22 protein-coding genes are annotated in these 21,762 nt (G+C 61.6%); 12 read left to right on the top strand and 10 right to left on the bottom strand.

Annotated features, from left to right (window positions below):
- The first annotated feature begins 71 nt into the window (after positions 1–71).
- Entirely contained in the window at positions 72–707 is a 636-nt protein-coding gene (locus HFO99_RS01715) for a VUT family protein (protein WP_222358773.1), read from the top strand.
- A 108-nt stretch (positions 708–815) separates the two neighbouring features.
- Here the strand turns inward: HFO99_RS01715 and HFO99_RS01710 are convergent, their stop codons facing one another.
- From HFO99_RS01710 to HFO99_RS01690, 5 genes are all read right to left on the bottom strand, one after another.
- Positions 816–1,382 carry an adenylate kinase gene (locus HFO99_RS01710; protein WP_222336213.1) on the bottom strand — a complete coding sequence of 189 codons (567 nt, stop codon included), beginning with the start codon at positions 1,380–1,382 and terminating at the stop codon, positions 816–818.
- Positions 1,383–1,440: 58 nt separating this feature from the next.
- Positions 1,441–2,460: an esterase-like activity of phytase family protein gene (locus HFO99_RS01705; RefSeq protein WP_222358770.1), complete on the bottom strand. Its 1,020-nt coding sequence runs from the start codon at positions 2,458–2,460 to the stop codon at positions 1,441–1,443.
- Between the two features lie 13 nt (positions 2,461–2,473).
- Entirely contained in the window at positions 2,474–4,375 is a 1,902-nt protein-coding gene (cobT, locus tag HFO99_RS01700) for a cobaltochelatase subunit CobT (RefSeq protein ID WP_222358767.1), read from the bottom strand.
- A gap of 12 nt (positions 4,376–4,387) precedes the next feature.
- Entirely contained in the window at positions 4,388–5,380 is a 993-nt protein-coding gene (gene cobS / locus HFO99_RS01695) for a cobaltochelatase subunit CobS (RefSeq protein ID WP_011653731.1), read from the bottom strand.
- A gap of 310 nt (positions 5,381–5,690) precedes the next feature.
- Complete coding sequence (locus HFO99_RS01690) at positions 5,691–6,308, bottom strand: J domain-containing protein (RefSeq protein ID WP_222358764.1); 618 nt, start codon at positions 6,306–6,308, stop codon at positions 5,691–5,693.
- 101 nt (positions 6,309–6,409) lie between these two features.
- Here HFO99_RS01690 and HFO99_RS01685 point away from each other — a divergent pair, with 101 nt between their 5' ends.
- A complete protein-coding gene (locus HFO99_RS01685) occupies positions 6,410–6,694 on the top strand; it encodes a BolA family protein (RefSeq protein ID WP_017966329.1) in 285 nt (94 codons plus the stop codon).
- A 48-nt stretch (positions 6,695–6,742) separates the two neighbouring features.
- Here the strand turns inward: HFO99_RS01685 and HFO99_RS01680 are convergent, their stop codons facing one another.
- The 3 genes from HFO99_RS01680 to HFO99_RS01670 are packed head-to-tail and all read right to left on the bottom strand — an operon-like array spanning position 6,743 to position 9,770.
- On the bottom strand, positions 6,743–8,053 hold the full coding sequence (locus tag HFO99_RS01680; RefSeq protein ID WP_222248825.1) for an HlyC/CorC family transporter: 1,311 nt from the start codon (positions 8,051–8,053) through the stop codon (positions 6,743–6,745).
- On the bottom strand, positions 8,053–9,183 hold the full coding sequence (gene aroB / locus HFO99_RS01675; protein WP_222358761.1) for a 3-dehydroquinate synthase: 1,131 nt from the start codon (positions 9,181–9,183) through the stop codon (positions 8,053–8,055). The genes HFO99_RS01680 and aroB overlap by 1 nt, the downstream gene beginning before the upstream one ends.
- Positions 9,180–9,770: a shikimate kinase gene (locus HFO99_RS01670; RefSeq protein WP_018482758.1), complete on the bottom strand. Its 591-nt coding sequence runs from the start codon at positions 9,768–9,770 to the stop codon at positions 9,180–9,182. The genes aroB and HFO99_RS01670 overlap by 4 nt, the downstream gene beginning before the upstream one ends.
- Positions 9,771–9,918: 148 nt before the next feature.
- Between HFO99_RS01670 and HFO99_RS01665 the strand changes: the two genes are divergently transcribed.
- The 9 genes from HFO99_RS01665 (at position 9,919) to HFO99_RS01625 (ending at position 18,005) form a co-directional block, all read left to right on the top strand.
- Positions 9,919–10,095: a hypothetical protein gene (locus HFO99_RS01665; RefSeq protein WP_003543363.1), complete on the top strand. Its 177-nt coding sequence runs from the start codon at positions 9,919–9,921 to the stop codon at positions 10,093–10,095.
- A gap of 5 nt (positions 10,096–10,100) precedes the next feature.
- The gene (gene xerD, locus HFO99_RS01660) at positions 10,101–11,054 is read left to right on the top strand and encodes a site-specific tyrosine recombinase XerD (protein ID WP_222336209.1); all 954 of its coding nucleotides are present in this window, start codon (positions 10,101–10,103) and stop codon (positions 11,052–11,054) included.
- A 62-nt stretch (positions 11,055–11,116) separates the two neighbouring features.
- Positions 11,117–12,070 carry an acetyl-CoA carboxylase carboxyltransferase subunit alpha gene (locus HFO99_RS01655; protein ID WP_151518078.1) on the top strand — a complete coding sequence of 318 codons (954 nt, stop codon included), beginning with the start codon at positions 11,117–11,119 and terminating at the stop codon, positions 12,068–12,070.
- A gap of 195 nt (positions 12,071–12,265) precedes the next feature.
- Positions 12,266–13,486, top strand: coding sequence for a murein L,D-transpeptidase family protein (locus HFO99_RS01650; RefSeq protein WP_222248832.1), 1,221 nt, complete (start codon positions 12,266–12,268; stop codon positions 13,484–13,486).
- Between the two features lie 5 nt (positions 13,487–13,491).
- Positions 13,492–13,716, top strand: a complete 225-nt coding sequence (locus HFO99_RS01645; protein WP_018482755.1) for a sulfurtransferase TusA family protein — start codon at positions 13,492–13,494, stop codon at positions 13,714–13,716.
- Between the two features lie 518 nt (positions 13,717–14,234).
- A complete protein-coding gene (locus HFO99_RS01640; protein ID WP_222336208.1) occupies positions 14,235–15,212 on the top strand; it encodes a TRAP transporter substrate-binding protein in 978 nt (325 codons plus the stop codon).
- Between the two features lie 146 nt (positions 15,213–15,358).
- Entirely contained in the window at positions 15,359–15,937 is a 579-nt protein-coding gene (locus tag HFO99_RS01635) for a TRAP transporter small permease (protein ID WP_064647636.1), read from the top strand.
- Between the two features lie 4 nt (positions 15,938–15,941).
- The gene (locus tag HFO99_RS01630; RefSeq protein WP_222310048.1) at positions 15,942–17,222 is read left to right on the top strand and encodes a TRAP transporter large permease; all 1,281 of its coding nucleotides are present in this window, start codon (positions 15,942–15,944) and stop codon (positions 17,220–17,222) included.
- Positions 17,223–17,231: 9 nt separating this feature from the next.
- Positions 17,232–18,005: a FadR/GntR family transcriptional regulator gene (locus HFO99_RS01625; RefSeq protein WP_222336207.1), complete on the top strand. Its 774-nt coding sequence runs from the start codon at positions 17,232–17,234 to the stop codon at positions 18,003–18,005.
- Between the two features lie 31 nt (positions 18,006–18,036).
- Here HFO99_RS01625 and HFO99_RS01620 read toward each other — a convergent pair whose 3' ends face one another.
- A complete protein-coding gene (locus HFO99_RS01620; RefSeq protein WP_222358759.1) occupies positions 18,037–19,242 on the bottom strand; it encodes a CobW family GTP-binding protein in 1,206 nt (401 codons plus the stop codon).
- 18 nt (positions 19,243–19,260) lie between these two features.
- Positions 19,261–20,394 carry a D-alanyl-D-alanine carboxypeptidase family protein gene (locus tag HFO99_RS01615; protein ID WP_222358756.1) on the bottom strand — a complete coding sequence of 378 codons (1,134 nt, stop codon included), beginning with the start codon at positions 20,392–20,394 and terminating at the stop codon, positions 19,261–19,263.
- Between the two features lie 157 nt (positions 20,395–20,551).
- Between HFO99_RS01615 and HFO99_RS01610 the strand changes: the two genes are divergently transcribed.
- Positions 20,552–21,715, top strand: coding sequence for a M20 aminoacylase family protein (locus HFO99_RS01610; RefSeq protein ID WP_222358753.1), 1,164 nt, complete (start codon positions 20,552–20,554; stop codon positions 21,713–21,715).
- Positions 21,716–21,762 lie beyond the last annotated feature (47 nt).

Raw genomic sequence — 21,762 nt, 5'->3', positions numbered from 1 at the left:
GATAATACCGGACAAGCCTTTTGCTTTGCCGGTCCGTCTCTCCAACTGGTGGCATCACCCAGGATAAAAAAATGCTGAAGACCCGCTATACCATTGCCTACGTCGCGCTGATGACGCTCGTCGTCGTCGCCTCGAACTTCCTCGTCCAGTTTCCGCTGAACGCCGAAGTTGCCGGCATCAACCTCGCCGACATCCTGACCTGGGGCGCCTTCTCCTATCCGATCGCTTTCCTGATCACCGATCTGACCAATCGTCAGTTCGGCCCGCGGGCAGCCCGCAAGGTCGTCTTTGCCGGCTTCGTCGTCGGCGTGACGCTCTCCTTCTTCACTTCGGTGCCGCGCATCGCCATCGCTTCCGGCTCGGCCTATCTCGCCGGCCAGCTGCTCGATATCGCCGTCTTCAACCGCCTTCGCCGTCAGGCCTGGTGGCGCGCGCCGTTGGTCGGTTCGCTGATCGGCTCGGCGCTCGATACGGTGATGTTCTTTTCGTTGTCCTTCGCCGCGTTTTTTGTCTTCCTCGGCCCCAACGATCCCTTTGCGCTCGAAGCAGCCCCGGTCCTCGGCATCTTTGCCGCGGAGGCTCCGCGCTGGATTTCCTGGGCGATCGGCGATTTCGCCGTGAAGATGATCGTCGGCCTCGTCATGCTGCTACCCTATGGCGCGCTGATGAACGTGCTGCGGCCGATGCAGGCCGCTCGCGCCAGCTAGAGCAATTCCAGGAAAAGTGCGAAGCGGTTTTCCGTCCGGAATTGCGTAAAAACAAAAGGCTAGAGCGGTCCTGCGTTTCCGTTAAAAGCTGAACCGCTCTAGCTGAAGTTACCGACGCCGCCGGACCGCTCTGGCGGCAATGACCGGATGAAGCAGCACCTCTGCCGCCAGATCGTCAATACCTAGCGATGAATCGAGCCGCAGCACCGGCACAGTCTGCGTTTCCAGCCATTGCTCATGTGCCGCAAGGCTGCGGCGTTCGGGACCGGCCGTGTCATAGCTCGCCGCCCATTCCAGAAACTCCCCGCTCTTGACGGCCATGTCGCCGCCGGGCCTGATTCTTTTTCCGTATCGCGCAATCTCCCGCGCAAGGATGCGCGTCATTCTAAGCTCCGGATCGATCCTGAGGAACACGATCAGATCGTAGAACGGCTCAATCGGCCTTCCCCATTTCAGTGCCGATCCGGAGAGAACCCAACCTTCATGCCGCGCGACCTCATCGAGCAGCAGCCTGATGCGGTCGTCGGCATCCCTCGGCGTCGTGAACGGCGGATCGGTCGGCAGCCAGAAGAAATCGTCGGTGTCGAGATGGGCAATATCGAGCTTCTCGGCGAGCACAAGGCCGAGCGATGTCGTGCCGGAACCGGACGCGCCCATGACATGAATATGCACCATGATTTCCTCCGCAGGCCAGCCACCGATGCCGCGGGCGGGATAGCCGAAACCTATGACATCAGTTTGACGCCTTGTGTTCGGCCTGTTCGGAAAGCCGGAACTCCAGCATCAGATTGCGCTGCAGGATCGAATGATTGTCGTCCGACACCAGGATGATATGGGTCGTGCCGTCGGCGGCCTGAAAGGCATCGAGCCCTTCCATATTGTCGATCTGCGAGTTGAAATTGCCTTCCAGCAGCAATTCGCCGTCAACAATGGCGCCGGGCCTGATATCGGCACCCTTGATGCGCCGAAGACGCATGCCGATGCCTTCGGCCATGTTGAAGCGGCGCTCCAGCAGCAACAGGTCGCCGTTCGGCAGGAAAGCACCATCGGTGATGTCGAAGCTGCCGTCCCGCTCGACCGAGAAGCGCCCTTTCAGCGGTCCGCTGAGAATGGCCGCCAACCGGTTGCCATCGCTGTCGAGACCGCGCTCGGAGACGATGACCACCCCACCCTTGAGTGGGCTCGATGCCGGCGCCACGGTGATGGTCTCGATGCCGCGGTTGTAGCTCAGCATATCCCGCGGGATGAGGATCGGCAGGGTGGCGATCGCTCCCGAATCGGCGAAGCCAGGATCGGAATAGACATCGACACGATGATCCTGCTCGAAGGAGACCAGGATCCGGTCGCCATCGAGCGTCAGGCCCTCGGCATCCATATGTCCCTTGCCCTCGAAGCTACGCCCGTCGCCGTTCTTCATTGGCGTGATCTCGACATCCGAGAGACCCGAAAGCCTGCCCTTGACGTCACGTTCGATGCTGCCAGTCAGCCACTGGCCGGTATCGAGCACGACGACGAAATGTTTCTGGTCCTGCCGGAAACGGATAGCGGAGAGCGAGCCGAACAGTGCTCTGCTGTAAACCATCTCCAGCCCGCCGAGAAATTCCAGCGATCCGAATTTGGTCTCCGAAGAGCCGATCCTGAAATCGGAGATTTGCCGGCTAATGACCGGCACGTCGCCGGCCCATGACGAGGAAGCGCCGGCTGCGATGCCGAGAACGATCGACGCCGCACGGCAGAGGCGCTTGACCGTCATTCTTCCAGCGGCGTCAGCCGGCACGGCGTATCCGGCCGCCGCGCGGCTGGACGGATTGGTCCTCGAACAGCGAGGCAAGCTGCTCGGTCATCGCACCGGCAAGCTCGTCCGCATCGACGATCGTCACGGCGCGGCGATAGTAGCGCGTCACGTCGTGACCGATGCCGATTGCAAGCAACTCCACAGGCGAACGCGTCTCGATCTGCTCGATGACGGCGCGCAGGTGCCGCTCCAGATAATTGCCCGGATTGACCGACAGTGTCGAATCGTCGACCGGCGCGCCGTCCGAGATCATCATCAGGATGCGGCGCTGCTCGCGGCGCGCGAGCAGGCGATTATGCGCCCAGATCAGCGCCTCGCCGTCGATATTTTCCTTGAGCAGACCCTCGCGCATCATCAGCCCGAGATTGGCGCGCGCGCGCCGCCACGGCGCGTCGGCCGACTTATAGATGATGTGGCGCAAGTCGTTGAGGCGTCCCGGCGTCTGCGGCTTGCCGCCGGCAAGCCAGTTTTCACGCGCCTGCCCGCCCTTCCAGGCTTTCGTCGTAAAACCTAGGATCTCGACCTTGACGCCGCAGCGTTCCAGCGTGCGGGCGAGAATGTCGGCGCAGGTGGCGGCAACCGTGATCGGCCGGCCGCGCATCGACCCGGAATTGTCGATGAGCAGGGTGACGACGGTGTCGCGGAACTGGGTGTCGCGTTCCATCTTGAAGGAAAGCGCCTGCATCGGATCGATGATGATGCGCTGCAGCCGGGCCGGATCGAGATAGCCCTCTTCCAGATCGAAATCCCAGGAGCGGTTCTGCTGCGCCATCAGGCGGCGCTGCAGCCGGTTGGCAAGACGGCCGACCGCGCCCTGCAGATGCGCCAGCTGCTTGTCGAGGAAGGCGCGCAGGCGCTCCAGCTCGGCAGCGTCGCAAAGTTCCTCGGCGGTGATGATCTCGTCGAACTCTTCGGTAAAGACGTGATAGTCGACCTTCTCGTTGAAATCGGCGAAGGGCGTGTTTGGACGGCGGGTCTCGCCCGGCGTTTCCGAATCATCCTCGCCTTCTTCCATCATATCGTCGTCGGAGATTTCGGCGCCTTCGGTCTCGCCGTCCTCCATCTGCTCGTCGGCGACCTCGCTGTCCTCGACGGGGGCGGCATCCGTGCCGGCATCCTCGTCGACCTCGTCCTGGTCCTGCTCGTCGCCGCTCGACTGGTCTTCCTGCTCCGACTGGTCGTCATTGTCGGCATCGCTGTCGTCGTCGCCGTATTCCTCGGCCATTTCCATGGCCGACAGCATGTTGCGGATGACCTTGGCGAAGGCCTGCTGGTCGTTGATCGCGTTCGACAGGTTGTCGAGTTCGGACCCTGCCTTGTCCTCGATAAAGTCGCGCCAGAGGTCGAGCACCTTGCCGGCGGAGGCCGGCGGGCGCTGGCCGGTCAGCTTCTCGCGCACCATCATCGCAACGGCTTCGCCGACCGGTGCGTCTTCCTGACGCTCGATGCCGGTGAAATTCGCCTTGGAATATTTCTCCTCCGTCATGGAGCGCAGGTTCGACGCCATACCCTCCATGCGCAACGCGCCGATCGATTCGACACGCGCCTGCTCGACCACATCGAAGATCGCCCGGGCGTCCGAGCCCTGCGGCGCCATCGTCGCATGCACCTTCTCGTCATGGCAGGCAAGGCGCAGCGCCATCGAATCGCCGAGACCGCGGGTGACCGCCAGCTCATGCGCCGTCGGCCGCTTGGAAAGTTCCGGCAGCCGGATGCGCTCGCCGGTCATCCCCGGCCGTTCATTGGCGAAGGTCACCTCGACATCACCGTCGCCGGCGATCGAGCGCACGCAGCCGGTTATCGCCCGGCGCAGTGGCTCGACGTCGACAGGCGCGCCGGGTTTTGCTTTCGAATTGTCACCGCGAGCTGCCATGATCGGTCGGTCTCAAGCTCCGAGAACGATGTTGGCGGCACTTTCCTTCAGCTCGACGCCGAAGGCGCGCTGATAGTGCTCGGCGACCAACGGGCGTTCCAGCTCGTCGCACTTGTTGAGGAAGGTGACGCGGAAGGCGAAGGCGAGATCGCCGAAGATCTCGGCGTTTTCGGCCCAGGTGATGACCGTGCGCGGGCTCATGACCGTCGAAAGATCGCCGTTCATGAAGGCGGCGCGCGTCAGGTCGGCGACGCGAACCATCTTCGAAACCGTCTCACGGCCGCCCTTGTCCTTGCCGAAGCTCTTCACCTTGGCGGCGACGATATTCACTTCGTGATCATGCGGCAGGTAATTCAGCGTCGTGACGATCGACCAGCGGTCCATCTGCGCCTGGTTGATCTGCTGCGTGCCGTGATAGAGGCCGGTCGTGTCGCCGAGGCCGATCGTATTGGCGGTCGCAAACAGGCGGAAGGCCGGGTGCGGCCGGATGACGCGGCTCTGATCGAGCAGCGTCAGGCGGCCGGAGGATTCGAGCACGCGCTGGATGACGAACATCACATCGGGACGGCCGGCATCATATTCGTCGAAGACGAGCGCGACATTGTGCTGATAGGCCCAGGGCAGGATGCCGTCCTTGAATTCGGTGACCTGCAGCCCGTCCTTGACGACGATCGCATCCTTGCCGACCAGATCGATACGGCTGACATGGCTGTCGAGGTTGATGCGCACGCAGGGCCAGTTGAGGCGCGCCGCCACCTGCTCGATATGCGACGACTTGCCCGTGCCGTGATAGCCGGAGATCATCACGCGGCGGTTATGGGCGAAGCCTGCGAGAATGGCGAGCGTCGTGTCGCGGTCGAAAAGGTAGTCCGTATCGAGATCCGGCACATAGGCGTCGCCCTTGCTGTAGGCGGGAACGCGGATGTCGGAATCGATACCGAAGGCCTCGCGGACCGAAACGGTGGTATCGGGCAGTTCTGATATATCCAGGTCGATCTTGCTCATCATGTCTCCAAGGCGGGTGCTGCCACCCGACCATACTGTCTCAGGCCATGTCGCAACCCAGACGCCGCGTTTTTTATTCCGCGCCCGTCCGGGTCGGAACGTCGGCGATGCTTCTCCGGGACTGAAACGAAACCTCGGCGGGAAAATGACCGCGTGCGAGCATTTTTGAAAGAGTCCCGGACAAGAAACGCCGCGTCCGGAAGGTCGGCGGAGGCGATGTCGGGAAAACGCACAAATATGAGCCGCGTTTGCCTGCGGCCTCAGCCGAGTTGGACCATACCCGATTGAAGCTTAAGAGCAAGGACGGGAATTAACAAAAACCGTTCTGCTTCAACAATTGATAGGCCTGGATGACGGCGCGGAAACGCTCCTCCGAGCCGCGATCGCCGCCATTGGCATCCGGATGGTGTTTCTTCACCAGTTCCTTGTAGCGGCTCTTGATCTCCGCCGATGTCGCATTGGCGTCGAGGCCCATCGTTTCGAAGGCCTTGGTCTCCAGCGTTTTCAGCTTGCGCGCCTGGGGAAAACGCGGTCCGCTGCCCTTGCCGCCTTCCTTGACGAAGCCGAAGGGATCGCGAACACGCGTATAGGCGCCGGAGCGGATCTCCGAATGCAGCGGACTGTCCTTCGCCGCCTTGTTGACGCCGACCGTCCATGTCGGCCGGTGGCCGGTGATCGCCTCTTTCTGGTATCGCGCGATCTCGCCGTCCGAAAGACCGGAGAAATAATTGTAGCCCTTGTTGTATTCCTTGACGTGCTCGAAGCAGAACAAGAAGAACTGGCCTTCCGCATTGCGGCCGACCGGAGCGCGATGCGCCCCCTTCTTGTCGCACCCGTCCCATTGACAGGTAGGCGGCGCCTGCTCTGTCTCCGGCTCGCGTTTGCGGCGTGTTCGGATGCGATCGAAATATTTGGAATCAAGTCTCATGACGGGCTAATTATGGGGCTGTCGCGAAGCGACAACAAGAATTGACAAACGGGAATGTTGCAGGCTTGGTAGGAACCCTTTTCGCGAACCAGCAAGACCGGATGATGACCCTGCGAACCCGCATCGAAGAAAAACTTATCAAAGCCTTCGCGCCCGAACGCCTGAGCGTCATCGACGAAAGCCATCTGCATGCCGGCCACCAGCCTGATATCACGGGCACCGGCGAAACCCATATGCGGGTGAGGATCGTTTCCGGAAAATTCGCCGGCATGTCGCGGCTGGCGCGCCACCGGGCAATCACCGACCTGTTGAAACCGGAGCTCGATGCCGGCCTGCATGCGCTGGCCGTCGAACCGGCTGCACCTGATGAACCGACCCGCTGGTAGCGGCACGCAAGCCCATATAGGCGTTGGCCGTCCAAGATCCAAGCGGAATCAGCCTGGCTTTGCGCCGTCTTCTCCGGCCGGGCGGATGCGCAGCTTGGTGATGCGATTCTTTTCCCGCTTCATGACGACGAAACGCTTGCCGTAGAAGGTGAAGGCTTGGCGCTCTTCCGGGATGGTCATTGATTCGTGGATGACGAGGCCGGCGATCGTCGTCGCCTCCTCGTCGGGCAGATTCCAGTCGAGCGCCCGGTTCAGGTCGCGGATCGGCACACCGCCATCGACGACGACGGAACCGTCGGCCTCCTGACGCACGCCCTGTATCTCGATGTCGTGCTCGTCGGAAATGTCGCCGACGATTTCCTCGAGAATATCCTCCAGCGTGACGATGCCCTGCACCTCGCCATATTCGTCGACGACGACGGCGAAATGCTGCTTGCGCCGCAGGAAGGCGTTGAGCTGGTCCTCGAGGTTGGTGCTGTCGGGCACGAACCACGGCTTCTGCGCGATCTTTACGATATCGAGGTTCTGCGGCTCCATGTTCGGCTCGGCAAGCGCCCGCAGCAGATCCTTGGCGTGGACGACGCCGATGATGTTGTCGATCGTGCCGCGCCACAACGGCATGCGCGTATAGGGACTTTCGAGGATGACGCGCACCACCGCTTCCGGCGGATCGTCGGCGTTGATCGCCCGCATCGCGGTGCGGTGGACCATGATGTCGGAGAGTTCCAGCTCACCGAGATCGAGCACGCCGCCGAGGCGGTCGCGGTCGGCCTTCACCACCGATCCCTCGCGGTGCAGCAGATCGACGGCGCCGCGCAGCTCCTCGTGCGCCGTCAGCATCGATATCTCGCGTGAGAGATTGATGCCGAACAGCGAAAGAATCTGCCGCACGATCGCATTGACGAAGGAGGAAACCGGGCCGACGACGGTGACGAAGAGCTTGGCCGGCAGTGCGATGGCGAGTGCGAAGCGCTCAGGCGCTGAAATCGCCCAGCTCTTCGGCAGCACTTCGGCGAAGATGACCAGGATGACGGTCATCGCGAGCGTCGCCAGCGCCACGCCGGAACTGCCGAACAGCCCGAGGAAGAGGCTGGTGGCGATCGAGGAGGACAGGATATTGGCGAGATTATTGCCGATGAGCAGCGCGCCGATCAGCCGGTCGCGCCGCTCGATCAATTGCCGAACGAGACCAGCACGTTCGTCGCCATTGACCTCGAGCGTATGGATACGGCTGCGCGAAACGGCGGTGAGCGCGGTCTCGGAACCGGAAAAGAAGGCGGACATGAGCACCAGCGCCGTGATCGAAAGGATCTCCGGCCAGTATGTCGCGAGAAATGCCAGAGCGCCTTCGACCGTCATCAGGCGTGTTTTTCCCGGAGGAAGCTGATCACTTCGGACGCCGGAACATCGTCGGCGACGAAGGACTGGCCGATGCCCCGCGTCAGGATGAAGGTGAGCTTACCGCTCTTGACCTTTTTGTCCTGGGCGATCGCGTCCATCAGCGTTTCGGCTGGCGGCAGGTCGCCCGGAATGTCGGACATGCGGGTCGGCAGGCCGACCTCCTTCAGATGTTGCTCGACACGCTGCGCATCGTCCGGGCTTGCAAGGTTCATTCGTGCGGAGAATTCGTGCGCCAGCACCATGCCGATCGAAACGCCCTCGCCATGCACGAGGCGGGAGCTGTCATAAGCAGTCGCCGCTTCCAGCGCGTGGCCGAAGGTATGGCCGAGATTGAGCAGCGCCCGCGGACCGTTCTCGCGCTCGTCGGCAACGACGACGTCGGCCTTCGCCTGGCAGCTCGCGGCAATCGCCTCGATGCGCGCGGAGCCGCCTGTAAAAACCGCCTTCCAGTTCGCTTCCAGCCAGGCAAAGAATTTCGGCTTGTCGATCAGCCCGTATTTCGCGACCTCGGCGTAGCCTGCGCGGAATTCGCGCTCGCTCAGCGAATTCAGCACATCCGTATCGGCCAGAACCAGGTCCGGCTGGTGGAAGACGCCGATCAGATTCTTGCCGTGACGGGAATTGATCCCGGTCTTGCCGCCGACGGAGGAATCGACCTGCGACAAGAGCGAGGTCGGCACCTGCACGAAGCGCACGCCGCGACGGACGATGCCGGCCGCAAATCCCGAAAGATCGCCGATGACGCCGCCACCGAGCGCGATGACGTAATCGTTGCGCTCGACGCGCGCCTCCAGCACCTTGTCGCAGACCGTGATCAGATGCTCGAAGCTCTTGGTCTTCTCGCCGGCCGGCAGGACGACCTCAGCCGAGGCGATACCCGCTTCATCAAGACTTGCGACGAGGGCCTTGAGATAGAGAGGCGCGACATTTTCGTCGGTGACGACAGCCGCCTTGCGGCCCTTGAGCCGCGAGGCGATCTCGGCGCCGGCCCGCGCAATCAACCCCGGCCCGATCAGAATGTCGTAGGCGCGCTCGCCGAGCGGCACATGCACCGTTCGGATGGCGGGGGCGGAGGTTATCGCATTCATGACGCTGCACTTTCCTTCTGAGCTTCGATCACGGCCTGTAAGACTTCGTCGGCCATGATTTCCTTGCGCACGTCGCGCGAGAGCACGGTGACATCTGCCTGCGCATAGATCGGATAACGCGCATTCATCAGGCCCTCGAGCGTCTGCTTCGGATTTTCGGTCTTGAGCAGCGGCCGCGTGTCGCGCTTGGCGACCCGGTCCCAGAGCACGTCGAGATCGGCCTTCAGCCAGACGGAAAGGCCGCCTTTCTTGATATGTTTGCGCGTCCGGTCGTTGATGAAGGCGCCGCCTCCGGTGGAGACGACGCGCGGCCCGCTCTTCAGCAGCCGCTTCATCACCCGCGCTTCCAGCGCCCGGAACTCCTGCTCGCCATAGGCGGCGAAAAGCTCGGCGATCGTCATGCGCGAAACCCGCTCGATCTCGAGATCGCTGTCGATGAAGGGAATGGCGAGTTGGCTGGCGACGATGCGCCCGACGGAGGATTTTCCGGCGCCCATCAGGCCGACAAGGATCAGATTGCGTGAACCGAGCGCGGCGCGAGCTCTGTCTTTCAAGCTGTCAGCAACGGTCAGCAGTTGTTCACTCATCGGTCCATTCACACTTTGTTTGCAAACGGTATCGACAAATGCAGATGGAGCGTCAAGTCGCGGACAAGGGAATCATGGCTTGAATACCGCTTCTTGCACTTGCAGATAGGCTTCTTATAACAGAAGCAGAGCATGAAGGAGTTGCTGGATGCCGACCCTGTTCCGTTTCCTGTTCGTCTGCGCGATCCTCGCCGGGACGGTCTACGGAGCGATGCTGGCGCTTGTGACCTTCGTGGAGCCCGAGCCGCGCGACGTGACGATCCGCATTCCGTCCGAGCGGGTCAATCCGCCCGCAACGGGCGCGATCGACACGACCAGGAAGTGACCGGCATGGTGGATCTCGGCCGCGTCCATGTGGAATCCTTCCTGGAGATGATGAGCGCCGAACGGGGTGCTGCCGCCAACACGCTGCAATCCTATGAACGCGATCTCGACGACGTCCGCTCGTTCCTAACGGAGCGCAGCATACGGCTGACCGAAGCCGCCTCCGCCGATCTCGCCGCCTATCTCTCCTCGCTCGCCCGAAAGGGCTTCAAACCCTCGTCCCAGGCGCGCCGGCTTGCCGCCATGCGGCAGTTCTATAAGTTTCTCTACGCCGAGGGCCTGAGGACCGACGACCCCACAGGCATTCTCGACGCGCCGAAGAAGGGCCGTCCGCTGCCGAAGACGATGGGCGTCGAGGAGGTCGGCAGATTGCTTTCGCAGGCAGAGGCCGAAGCCGACGATGCGGCTCCGGGCCAGCTGCAGCGCCTGCGCATGCTGGCACTGCTGGAGCTGCTCTATGCCACCGGAATGCGGGTCAGTGAACTCGTCTCGCTTCCTGCCCGTGTGCTCGATCAGGAAGGCCGTTTCCTGATGATCCGCGGCAAGGGCAACAAGGAACGGCTGGTGCCGCTGTCGCAATCGGCGATATCAGCCCTGAAATCCTACGGGCGCCGGCTGGCGGCCGAAAATGCAGCAGTGAAGGACCCGCAGGAAAGCCCCTGGCTGTTTCCCTCCGCCTCGAAGGAGGGATATCTGCCGCGCCAGGTTTTCGCCCGCGACCTCAAGAACCTGGCGATCCGCGCCGGCCTGACGCCGTCGCTGATCTCGCCGCACGTCATGCGCCACGCCTTTGCCAGCCACCTGCTTGCCAACGGCGCCGATCTGCGCGTCGTACAGGAACTCCTCGGCCATTCAGACATTTCGACCACGCAGATTTACACACATGTCCTCGAAGAGAGGCTGCAGCAGCTTGTCCAGACGCATCACCCCCTTGCCAAACAGGCGAAAAAGCACGAATAGGACCGGCGACAAGGGGCGGAGCCAGGAAAACGCCCCGGGCACAAGGAACGGAAACGCACCTCATGCACAATTATCTCGACTTCGAAAAGCCGATCTCCGACCTCGAAGGCAAGATCATCGAGCTGAAGAAGCTCGCAACGGAAGACGAGAGCATCGACACCACCGATGAGATCGGCCGGCTGGAGGTTCGCGTCCGCGATGCCATCGTCGAAATCTATTCCAAGCTCAATCCCTGGCAAAAGACGCAGGTCGCCCGCCATCCGCAGCGCCCGCATTTCGTCGATTACGCCAAGACGCTGTTCCAGGAATTCACGCCGCTTGCCGGCGACCGCAAATTTTCCGAGGATGCCGCAATCCAGGCGGGCCTTGCCCGTTTCCGCGGCCAGCCCGTCGCCGTGATCGGCCAGGAAAAAGGCAATGACACCAAGAGCCGCCTGAAGCACAATTTCGGCAGCCCCCGGCCGGAAGGCTACCGCAAGGCGATCCGCATCCTTGAAATGGCCGACCGTTTCGGTCTGCCGGTGATTTCGCTGGTGGACACGGCAGGCGCCTATCCCGGCGTCGGCGCCGAAGAGCGCGGTCAGGCCGAGGCGATCGCCCGCTCCACGGAAATGTGCCTGGGCGTCAAGGTTCCCCTCGTCTCCGTCGTCATCGGCGAAGGCGGCTCGGGCGGCGCGATCGCCATCGCCACCGGCAACAAGGTCTATATGCTCGAGCATTCGATCTACAGCGTCATCTCGCCGGAAGGGGCAGCCTCCATCCTCTGGCGCGATTCCACCCGCGCCCGTGAAGCGGCGACCAACATGAAGATCACCGCCGAAGACCTGAAATCGCTCGGCGTCATCGACGGCATCATTTCCGAGCCGCTCGGCGGCGCGCATCGCGATCCCGACAGCGTGATAGCAGCAACCGGCGACGTGATCGCCAATGCTCTGGCCGAAATGGCACCCCGCTCCGGCGAGCAGCTGCGCAACGACCGCCGCCAGAAATTCCTCGCCATGGGCCGCAATCTCTAGCGGACATTCGGCTCTTCACCGATTGGGGCCAAATCTTGGCCACATTGATGTTATCTGTAGCATTGCGCTTGCGGGGATGTTCCAGGCACGTCATAGGCTGGTAAGGACTTATAAAGTATAAGCCGTCTATGATTCCGTTTGATGTCCGGACTCCATGGGCGGACCGGGTCGCTTTATCTTTATGGGCTAGTTGGGATGCGCATACGTCATTTTGCCTATATTTCCCTCATGGCGCTGGCTCTGTCCGGCTGCAATGATGCGTTGGAAACCGCGCAGGTCGATCTTTCCAAGGTCAAGAACAAGGTCGAGCAGCCGCTTCCCAGCCATATCCTCGCTCAGATGTCCGCCAAGGGCATGGACCGCAATTCGCCGATCATGATCCGCATCTTCAAGGAAGAAGGTGCCATGGAGATCTGGAAGGCGAAGACCGACAACCGTTTCGACAAGATCGCCGATTATAAGATCTGCGCCTGGTCCGGCCGTCTCGGCCCGAAGGTAAAGACCGGCGACCGGCAGGCGCCGGAAGGTTTCTACGACCTGACGCGCGCCAACCTGAACCCCAATTCGAAATATTATCTGGCGATCAACACCGGCTTCCCGAACCGCTACGACGCGGCGAACGGCCGCACCGGCTCCGATCTGATGATCCACGGCGCCTGCTCGTCCTCCGGCTGCTATTCGATGACCGACCAGCAGGTGCTGGAGATCTACGCCTTCGCCCGCGACGCCTTCAAGGGCGGCCAGTCGACCGTGCAGCTGCAAGCTTTCCCCTTCCGCATGACGGCGGAAAATATGGTGAAGCATCGCCTCGACAGCAGTTACGACTTCTGGAAGATGCTGAAGGTCGGCTACGACAATTTCGAAGTGACGAAGCGCCCACCTGAGGTGAACGTCTGCGAGAAGAAATACGTCTTCAACCAGCAGGCAACCGACGGCAGCGCCTTCAATGCCGCAGGCAAGTGCCCTGCTATGTCGACGCCGCCGGCGCTGACGGCCGCACTTGCCTCCTACGGCAAGACCTACGATGCCGATTATGCCAAGGCGATGAGCAAATTTGACGGCATGGCCTGGTACGACCCGTCCGAAGCCGAACGCAAGGCAGTGGTCGCCAAGACGCGCAAGGGCCGTGAACTCGCTTACGCCCCGACGGGCACTTCGCTGGAAGCCGGCCGCTTGGTCAAGGTCGCCGAACTCGAAGACCTGATGGCCAAGCGCACCGCGCTGGGCCTCGCCGCCAAGACGGCACCGGGCGCCACGCCTGTCGCACCTGCCCAGCCGCAAGCCGTCGCTGCCGCGGCACCTGCTGTCGTGCCGGTGCCGATGCAGAACCCGCTGGCCTTTGCGGCGCCCGAACCGCAGGAAACGGCGGAAGCCACGGCAAAGAAGCCGTTCTGGAAATTCTGGGCGAGGAACTGAACGGCTTGAACCCCGTTCTCTACGATCTTCGCGGCCTGAAATGCCCATTCCCCGTGATCAAGACGCGCAAGAAGCTTGCCGCCATGGCGAGCGGCACGCTCATTCGCGTCGACACCACCGATCCGCTTGCTGTGATCGATATGCCGCATTTCTGCAATGAGGATGGCCACGAACTGGTCGAGACGGAAAAGACCGAAAACGGCCACCGCTTCCTGATTCGAAAGCGCTAAAGCGCGTCGCGCAAAACTGAAACTAATTGAATGAGCCTGAGGGTTCTTACGAAGCGCACGCCTCCACCGTAAGGCTGTCGCCCGCGTCTCCAACCTTGCCTGCTCCGCGCTTCCACAGCTGTCGGTCGGAGACCAAGCGGCGGCGAAAATTCATCATACAACTACACAGCTTTTGTATGTTGACATTATACTTTGCAGGTTCTAGCCATAGTGAGCCGGTCGGAGGAACGGCAAGAATAGAGGAGGCTATCGATCTAAGTCTTCTGTTCCACAAGAAGAGCGACAATGTTCGCGTGTAAGGTCAGCAGCTGCTTATCGGAGCCGATGGGCATGCTGAGCCATGTTGGTTGTCTCGATGAGACACTTCCAACGCGCGCAACCTTTCGGGCCGGACCATCAGTGCCCGAGCGTGGAAATATCGCTGGAAGGAGGCGAAGCGTGCAGAGGACCTTCCTCTAAGTCGCAAAGCCGGGATACCGACTCTGAGAATTCATCGTCATGCAAAACGGGAGGAGAGCATGAAGAACTTTGTTAAACTGGCGGCCGGTCTTATGGTTGCCGCTTCATTCATGAGCGGCGCGGCCAGCGCTCAAACGGTGCTGAAATCGTCGGATACGCATCCGGACGGCTATCCGACAGTCGAGGGCGTCAAATATTTTGGCGAGCTGTTGAAGGAGCGCACGCAGGGTCGCTATTCCCTCGAAGTCTATCATTCCGCCCAACTCGGCGAGGAGAAAGACACGATCGAGCAGGTGCGCTCCGGCGTAATCGAGCTCAACCGTGTGTCAATGGCGCCCTTCAACGGCACTGTGAAGGAATCGATCGTTCCGGCTCTGCCCTACATCTTCCGTTCGGAAGAGCACATGCACAAGGTCATGGACGGCGCCATCGGCGACCAGATCAAGAAGGCGTTCGAGCCGGCCGGTCTCGTGGTGCTTGCCTTCTACGATGCTGGCGCGCGCTCGTTCTACAACAAAACGAAGCCGATCAATTCGGTTGCCGATATGAAAGGTCTGAAGTTCCGCGTTATCCAGTCCGATATCTTCGTCGACATGGTGGCGGCCCTCGGCGCCAATGCCACGCCGATGCCCTATGGAGAGGTCTACTCGGGGATCGAAACGGGCGTTATCGACGGCGCGGAAAACAACTTCCCGAGCTACGACACCGCCAAGCACGCCGAAGTGGCGAAGAACTACTCGCTCGACGAGCATACGATCCTGCCGGAGGTGTTCGTCATGAACAAGGCGGCGTTCGACAAGCTGACGCCGGAGGATCAGGCGGTCTTCAAACAGGCAGCCAAGGACAGCGTCGCCAAGCAGCGCGAGCTGTGGTCAGCCAAGGTCGCTGAGTCGCGCACCAATGTCGAAAAGCTCGGCGCCCAGATCACCACGCCGGACAAACAGGGGTTCATCGACGCCATGGCCCCGGTTTACGAAAAGCACGTGAAAGACGACGTGCTGAAGAAGATGGTCGAGGATGTGAAGGCTGTGCAATAGCCATAGCTTGCCTTCCTTTTTGCGAAAGCGGCGTCGGTAACGGGGTGGACAGTTATCGCCACCCCGGTTCACCCGCCGTTTCGTGCACATCTTTCTCGTTTCCTCCCGCCAAGGGAGAGTGAGCGCCCAATTTCGACGAGGCCCTGATGTCGAACAACCTGACACCCGTCGTCAATTTTCTGACACGCCTGAGCAACGCCGCCCTTTGGCTCGCGGGCACCGGCTTGGTGCTGATGACGGTCTTTGTCGCCTGGCAGGTATTTTGCCGCTATGTGCTGAACGACTCGCCGAGTTGGACGGAGCCGGGCTCGGTCATGCTGATGAGCTGGTTCATCTTCCTCGGCGCTGCCGTCGGCATCCGGGAGAATAATCATCTTGGTTTCGACGTGCTGCTTTATGTGCTGCCGAAATCCGGCAAGCGCGTTCTGCGCATGATCTCGGACGTCGTCATTCTCGCCTTCGGCGCCGGCATGGTCTGGTACGGCGGCGCGCTCATGAGCCTGACCTGGAACACGACCTTGCCGTCGCTGGGTATTTCCGGCGCGTTCGACTATCTGCCGCTCGCAGGCGGCGGCGTGCTTGCCGTGATCTTCTCGCTGGAGCGCATCGTGCTCCGCCTCGCTGGCGAGCCGATCGACGATGCGCTGGATGAAATTCTGCCGGCGGAAATCGCCGTCGAGATCGAAAACATCAATGCCGATCCGAACGTCAAATTGAAGGTGTAGCGCGATGGAACTCTGGATCCTGTTCGGTGTTTTCACCACCTTGATGCTGATAGGCACGCCGATCGCCTTCTGCCTCGGCGTCGCCAGCTTCGCCACGGTGCTCTACATGGGCCTGCCGCCGCTGGTCATCTTCCAGCGGCTGAATTCCGGCATGAGCGTATTTTCGCTCCTCGCCATCCCCTTTTTCATCTACGCCGGCGACCTGATGGTGCGCGGCGGCATTGCCAGCCGCATCGTCGCCTTCGCCGCATCACTGGTCGGCCACGTGCGCGGCGGCCTCGGCCAGGTCAACATCGTCACCGCCACGCTGTTCGGCGGCATCTCCGGTTCGGCGGTGGCAGAAGCAGCAGCCGTCGGCGGCCTGATGATCCCGCAGATGAAGCAGCGCGGCTATGGCGCCGATTATGCGGTGAACGTCACGTCCATGGCAGCGCTGATCGCGCTGCTCCTGCCGCCCTCCCACAACATGATCATCTATTCGATCTCTGCCGGCGGCAAGATCTCCATCGCCGACCTGTTCACCGCCGGCGTATTGCCTGGAATATTGCTTGCGGTCGCGCTCATGGTGACGGCCTACATCGTTGCGCGCTCGCGCGGCTATCCGACGGAGCCCTTTCCCGGCTTTGCCATGGTGGCTCATTTGCTCGCTGTCGCACTGCCAGGGCTGCTGCTGATCGCCATCATCTTCGGCGGGGTGAGGTCCGGCATCTTCACTGCGACGGAAAGCTCTTGCATCGCGGTGCTCTACGCATTGCTGATAACCCTCCTGGTCTACCGGCAGATGAGCTGGAGAGACTTCGTTCACGCCACGCAGGGGGCCGTGCGCACGACGGCAATGGTGCTTTTGATTATCGGCACAGCCGCCGCCTTCTCCTGGTTGATGGCCTTCCTGAAGGTGCCTGCCTCGCTGGTGATCTGGATGAAGAGCGTCGCCGACGATCCGCTGACGGTGCTGCTCCTGCTCAATGTCCTCATGCTTGTGCTCGGCACGTTTATGGACATGGGGCCGACCATCATTATCTGCACGCCGATCTTCCTGCCGGTTGCGCAGGCTTACGGTGTCGACCCGGTGCATTTCGGCGTGATCATGATCCTGAATTTCGGCATAGGTCTGAACACGCCTCCTGTCGGCGCGGTTCAATTCGTGGCTTGTGCAGTCGGCAAGATCTCCGTCTGGGAGGCCATGCGCTCGATCTGGCCGTTCTACGGTGCGGGCATCGTGGTGCTCGGGCTGGTGACTTACATCCCGGCGATTTCGCTGTGGCTGCCGAGCGTGTTCAAATAGGAGTGCGACATGGCGACCGACACAGCGGTAGATTTCAGGGTCGAGCGAAAGCCGAAACTCTCCGAAGGCGTCGTTTCGGCCATCCGCTCTCAGGTCGTGTCCGGGGTGTATGCGCCCGGCCAGAAGCTGCCGACGGAGACCCGGATGGGCGAACTCTTCGGCGTCAGCCGCACCGTTGTCCGTGAGGCGATTGCAACCCTTGCCGCCGACGGCCTCGTCGAGGCGCGGCAAGGCGCCGGCGTCTTCGTCAAGAACCATCCGACGATTACCTTCGGTTCGATCAGCGCCGATGTCGGCAACAAGGTTTCGCATGCACTCAACATCATCGAGGTGCGCATGGGGCTGGAAATCGAGAGCGCAGGGCTTGCAGCGCTACGGCGCAATGCGGCTCAGGAAGCGCAGATTCAGGAAGCATTCTTCGAATTCGACAGGCTGCTCGAGCGCGGCGAAGCAACCGGCAAGAGCGACTTCGCTTTCCACCGAGAAATCGCGGCTGCCACCAATAATTCATATTATATCGAAGTTCTCGATGCGCTTGGCATGCGGGCCATCCCCTGCGACGTCGCCTCGCCTTGGGGTACAGATAGCACGCTGTCGCGTGACTATCAGGAAGGCCTGCAGCGCGAACATTTGGCGATTTTGAAGGCGATTTCTGCCGGGGACCCGGAAGCCGCCCGCGCCGCCATGCGCGCCCATCTGGCGGCAAGCCAGGAGCGCTATCGCAGCCTTCTCAGCGGCCAGCAGGCCATGTGGCTTTCAAGTATCCTCAAACGCAAGACTTGAAGAAGATCGCGTAACAACAAAAATCACCGGTTTAAATCCGCATGCCGGGGATGGCGAGCGGATTGTCCGACAGCGCCGCACGATCGGGCATATCGATGCGCGGCTTGCCGAGGAAGGCGTCGAAGAGATCCTTCACGAAGGCTTCCGGCAGATCCCGGGTGATCAGCACCATGCGCGTGCGCCGGTCTTCCCCCGGCCAGGCGGGAAGCCGCACCGGCGGATGGAAGATGCTCTGCACCCCATGCAGCACCAGCGGCCGATCCGGCCGGTCGGAAACGGACACGATCGCCTTCATCCTCAACAGCTTCTCGCCATGGGCCGAACGCAGAAGATCGATGAACATCTCGAGCGCCATCGGATCGATCGGCTTTTCCTCGATGATCGAGAATGAGCGGATCGAAGCATCGTGACGATTGACGTCGTGCGGATCCTGATCCGCATGACCATGATGATCATGGTGGTGGTGGCCGTGGTGATCACGATCATGATCATGATGATCATGATCATGATGATCATGATCGTGATGTCCATCACGACCGTGGTCGTGATTGTGATGCGCCTCGTGTGCATCCTCGTCCTGCAGCCAGCGGCCGACATCGGCGATCTTCGTCGCCGGATCGTAGAGCCCGTTGACCAGCACCGCGGCAGTGCCCGCCTCGGCGCTGTCGGCATCCATTATCACGGCACGCGGATTGAGCGCCCGCAGGCGCTTTTCCAGCCCGTTCGTTGCCTCGGCCATCGCCGTTTTCGAGACGATCAGCCGGTCGGCGACCGCCGCCTGCTTGCGCGCTTCCTCGTGATTGTCGAGCGTCTGCAGCCCATTCACCGCGTCGATGACGGTGACGACGCCGTCGAGCTCGAAATTCGTGGCGATGACGGGATTGCCCATGATCGCCTGCATGACCGGTGAAGGATCGGCAAGGCCCGTCGTCTCGATGACGACGCGTTTCACCGGCTTGACGCGGCCCGTCTGCACCGCATCCATCAGGTTCGCCAGCGTATCCACAAGCTCGCCGCGCACGGTGCAGCAAAGGCACCCGTCTGATAGTTCGATGATCGAATCGCCGGAACTTTCGACCAGGAGGTGGTCAATGCCGACATCACCGAATTCGTTGATGATGACGGCCGCATCCTTCATCACGGGATCTTTGAGGATGCGGTTGAGCAGCGTCGATTTGCCGGCGCCGAGAAAGCCGGTCAGGATGGTGACCGGAATCCTGTCGTTGAGCGCACTCATGTCATCTACCTTAAAAGCTTAAAAGGATGTCGGCCGCGGCATCGGCACCGGCACGTTGGCGATCGCTCCCGCGGTATCGCCCCGCGCCATTTTTTCCGGCTGCGCAGCCGGCTGCGGGTCCTGGCCCGGAATGAGGCCGGCAAAGACGAATTGCGGATCGTGGTCCATCGGCTGGATGTAGGGCGACTGCACCCGCATGCGGCCGACTTCGTCCCGCGTTTCGCTGCGCACCTTGGCGCCCTTGGCGCTGCAGATATCGGCGGTGATGTCGGCTACCTGGTCCTGTCCCGGGCCGTAGGGCCTCAGCGAACCCAGCGTGTCGTTGCCGGGAAACTGCGCGGTAAAGCCCTTCTGCAAAAGGTTCGCCGTCGCATCGGCGCGCGCTGCAAGGCTGTCGGTGCCGAGCACGACCGAGATCAGCGTATGGCCGTTGCGCGTCGCCGAACCGATCTGGTTGAAGCCCGAGGCGCAGATGAAGCCGGTCTTCATGCCGTCGGCGCCGGCGAAACGGCCGATCAGCATGTTGAGGCTCGGCACGTTCTGCTGGCCGGTGGTAAAGCCCTCCAGCGAGAAATAGCCGGCATATTGCGGAAAATCGCGGCGCAGCGCCACCGTCAGCACCGCAAGGTCGCGCGCCGTCGTATACTGCCCCTTGCCGGGCAGGCCGTTCGGATTGACGAAATGCGAATCCGTCATGCCGAGCTTCAGCGCCTCGCCGTTCATCCGCGTCACGAAGCCTTCCTGCGTGCCGCCGATGGCTTCGGCGACCGCGACCGCGATGTCGTTGGCCGATTTCACCATCAGGATCTTCAGCGCGCTGTCGAGCGTCAGCTTCTGGCCCGGTTTAAAATACATCTTGGCGGCAGGCTGCGCGGCGGCGCGCTTGCTGATGACGATGGGCGTATCGAGGTTGATGTGGCCGGCGCGGATCGCGTCGAACACGGTATAGACAGTCATCAGCTTGGTGAGCGAGGCCGGATACCATTTACGGAAGGCTTCCTCATGCTCCAGTACGCGGCCGGTCTGAACGTCGACGAGAATGTGCGGATTGGCCTGGGCCAGCGGAACCGAGGCCAGAAAAACGGCCGTCGCCGCTGATACGAAAGAAAGCGGCCGCAAGGCAGCAAACAAACGGTAGTGGCTCGTCGACACGGTTCGTCCTTCAGATATCAGGAAAATCTCGAAATCTTCCCCTATTTAGCCTATATGGCTATGACATGGCAAAGGTCATTGACTAAGTAATTTCCACAGCCTCACACCCTTGTGATGCGATGAAAGATTGTCGAGATTTCATAACAGGAACGCCGATATGCCGATTTTGAACAGAGCCGCGGAGTTGCAGGACGAGGTCGCCGAATGGCGCCGCCACATCCACGCCCGGCCCGAACTCCTCTTCGCGGTGGAAAACACGGCTGCCTTCGTCGCCGAAAAACTCAAGGAATTCGGCGTCGACGAGATCGTCACCGGTATCGGCCGCACCGGCGTCGTCGGCCTGATCAGGGGCAAGGGCGAAGGCCGCCGCACGGTCGGCCTGCGCGCCGACATGGACGCCCTGCCGCTCACGGAAATCACCGGCAAGCCCTGGGCTTCGAAGACGCCGGGCAAGATGCACGCCTGCGGCCATGACGGCCACACCGCCATGCTGCTCGGCGCCGCGAAATACCTGGCCGAGACCCGCAACTTCAACGGCAATGTCGCCGTCATCTTCCAGCCCGCCGAAGAAGGCGGCGGCGGCGGCAATCTGATGGTCAAGGACGGCATGATGGAGCGCTTCGCTATCGAAGAGGTCTACGGCATGCACAATCTGCCGGGCCTGCCGGTCGGCCAGTTCGCCACCCGCAAGGGCGCGATCATGGCGGCGACCGACGAATTCACCGTCACCGTCAAGGGCCGTGGCGGTCACGCCGCCCAGCCGCACAAGACGATCGATCCGATCGCCATCGGCGCCCAGATCATCGCCAACCTGCAGATGATCGCCTCGCGCACCGCCGATCCGCTGCGCTCGGTCGTCGTCTCTGTGACCAAATTCAATGCCGGTTTCGCCCATAACGTCATTCCGAACGACGCGACCTTCGCCGGTACGGTTCGTACCCTCGACCCCGAGGTGCGCACGCTCGCCGAGACGAGGTTCCGGCAGATCATCGAGGGCTTGGTCGCTGCCCACGGCGCCGAGGCCGACATCAGCTTCCATCGCAACTATCCCGTCACCGTCAATCACCCGGATGAGACCGAGCATGCGGTCGCAACCGCAAGCGCCATTGCCGGCGAAGGCAACGTCAACGCGGAAATCGACCCGATGATGGGCGGTGAGGATTTCTCCTATATGCTGAACGCCCGCCCCGGCGCCTTCATTTTCATCGGCAACGGCGACAGCGCCGGCCTCCATAACCCGGCCTACGACTTCAACGATGAAGCCATCGCCCACGGCATCTCCTATTGGGTCCGTCTCGCCGAACAACGCCTTGGTCTCTGACAACAATTAAGGCTTGGCTTCCCGCCAAGCCTTTTGTATGCATGGCA

This window comes from Rhizobium leguminosarum, assembly GCF_019798305.1.
Classification (GTDB): Bacteria; Pseudomonadota; Alphaproteobacteria; order Rhizobiales; family Rhizobiaceae; genus Rhizobium; species Rhizobium leguminosarum_U.
Note: the sequence above shows the minus strand (reverse complement) of the source record. Positions and strands in the feature narration are given on the sequence as shown.